Here is a 1,964-nt window from a genome sequence, read left to right on the forward strand (position 1 = left end):
GGCCGCGGAGCACGCGGGGTTCGCGTCGGACCTGCAGTTGCGCCGGGCGTGGGGGCGGCACCTCGAAGGCACGCCCCGCGCCGCCCGGCGGTGAATCAGGCGCGCCGTTCGGTGCGAACGAGGCTCGCGTTCGCCGCCAGCTGATCACGCAGCCGCACGATGGTCTGCGGCTCGCTCAGCAGGCGCATCCGGTCGGCCTTGCTCAGGCGCTCGGTGTCCTGGTCGGCCAGCAGGCCCTTCACCAGCAGGCGACGCGCCTTGCCACGGCTGCCCCAGCCCGTATTGCGCGGGCCCATCGCACCGCGCACCACGTCGAACAGCCACGGGTCGTTCAACRCATCGCGGAACTGACGCAGCGGCGCTGCGCGGCGCGCATGGGCCCAGGCCCGGCGCAGCACGGTCGGTGCCGAATGCTCTTCCGGCGTCAGCAGCAGCTTGTTCGCGAGCAGGCGCTGGCCGAGGCCGGAACGGCTCGTCAGCACCACCAGCGGCACCGCCAGCAACAGCGGCAGGCCCATCGGCGCCAGCCACAGCGTGGCCTGCGGCTGCACCCACAGCACCAGCGCCGACAGCAAGGCCACGCCACCGCTGATGAACATGAAGCGGCGCGCCGCATCGGCCCAGCCGATGTCGCTCGCTTCCCGCGGCGGCGATTTCCAGTCCAGCTTCAGGCCGGTCAGCGCGACGATCACGAACAGCGTGTGCGCCATCATCCGCACCGGCGCCTGCAGCACCGAGAGTCCGCCTTCCAGCAGCGCGCCCTGGATCAACGCGGCGGTGCCGCCATAGCGGTGCTGCTGCTTCGTCATCACGATCGCGGCCACGCCCATCACGCGCGGCATCGCCAGCATCACCGCGGTGGCGAACCACAGCAGCGCCATCTCGACCGGCAGCTCGCGCGCCGCGCCGAACACCGGGTGCCCGCCGAACATCCACAGCCCCGCGCCCAGCAGCACGAAGGCCAGCCACAGCGGTGCCGACAGGTAGGCGAGCGCGCCGGTCAGCAGCATCGCGCGGTGCACGCCGTGCAGGCCGGGCTCGGCGATCAGGCGGGCGTTCTGCAGGTTGCCCTGGCACCAGCGGCGGTCGCGCTGCAGCTCTTCCAGCAGGTTCGGCGGCTGCTGCTCGTAGCTGCCGTGCAGGTCGTGCACCAGCCACACGTGGTAGCCGGCCCGGCGCATCAGCGCGGCCTCGACGAAATCGTGCGACAGGATCTCGCCGCTCAGGCCGCCATGGCCCTTCAGCGGCGCGAGGCCGCAGTGCTTCATGAACGGCTCGACGCGGATGATCGCGTTGTGGCCCCAGTAGTGCGATTCGCCCAGCTGCCAGTACTGCATGCCGGCGGTGAACAGCCGGCCCGCGACGCGGCCCGAGAACTGTTGCGAGCGTGCATGCACCGTGTCGAGACCGCAGGCCTGCGGCGCGGTCTGCAGGATGCCGGCGTTAGGGTTGGCTTCCATCAGCCGYACCAGCTTCACGAGGCAGTCGCCGCTCATCACGCTGTCGGCATCCAGCACCACCATGTAGCGATAGTCGCGGCCGAAGCGGCGGCAGAAATCCGCCACGTTGCCGGCCTTGCGCTTGGTGCGGATGGTGCGCCAGCGGTAGTAGATGCGATCGGCCAGCCCGCTCTCGGCGCGCAGTTCGGCCCAGGCGGCCAGCTCGGCAGCGCGGATCTCGGGGTCGTTGGTGTCCGACAGCACGTAGACGTCGAACAGGCTCGACGCGCCGGTCGCGGCCAGCGACTCGACGGTCGCGCGCAGGCCGGCAAACACGGTGGAGACCTGCTCGTTGCAGATCGGCATGATGATCGCGGTGCGCGCGCCCTTGTGGATCGGCTCGTTGCCGACCGAGGCCGCCGACATCGCATGCCGGTCGCCGCGCCACAGCACCCAGAAGCCCATCATCGCGGTGAAGAAGCCCGCCGACACCCAGGCGAACAGCAGCGCGTACAGGCCGATCTG

Annotated in this window: 1 protein-coding gene; it reads right to left on the reverse strand. The window is 70.8% G+C overall.

The annotated features are described in order from the left end of the window. Positions 1 to 95: 95 nt before the first annotated feature. The coding region (gene mdoH / locus AC1D15_RS29435) for a glucans biosynthesis glucosyltransferase MdoH (RefSeq protein WP_477828807.1) at positions 96 to 1,964 on the reverse strand (1,869 nt) is incomplete at its 5' end.

Source organism: Rhizobacter sp. P2_H2, from assembly GCF_056403375.1.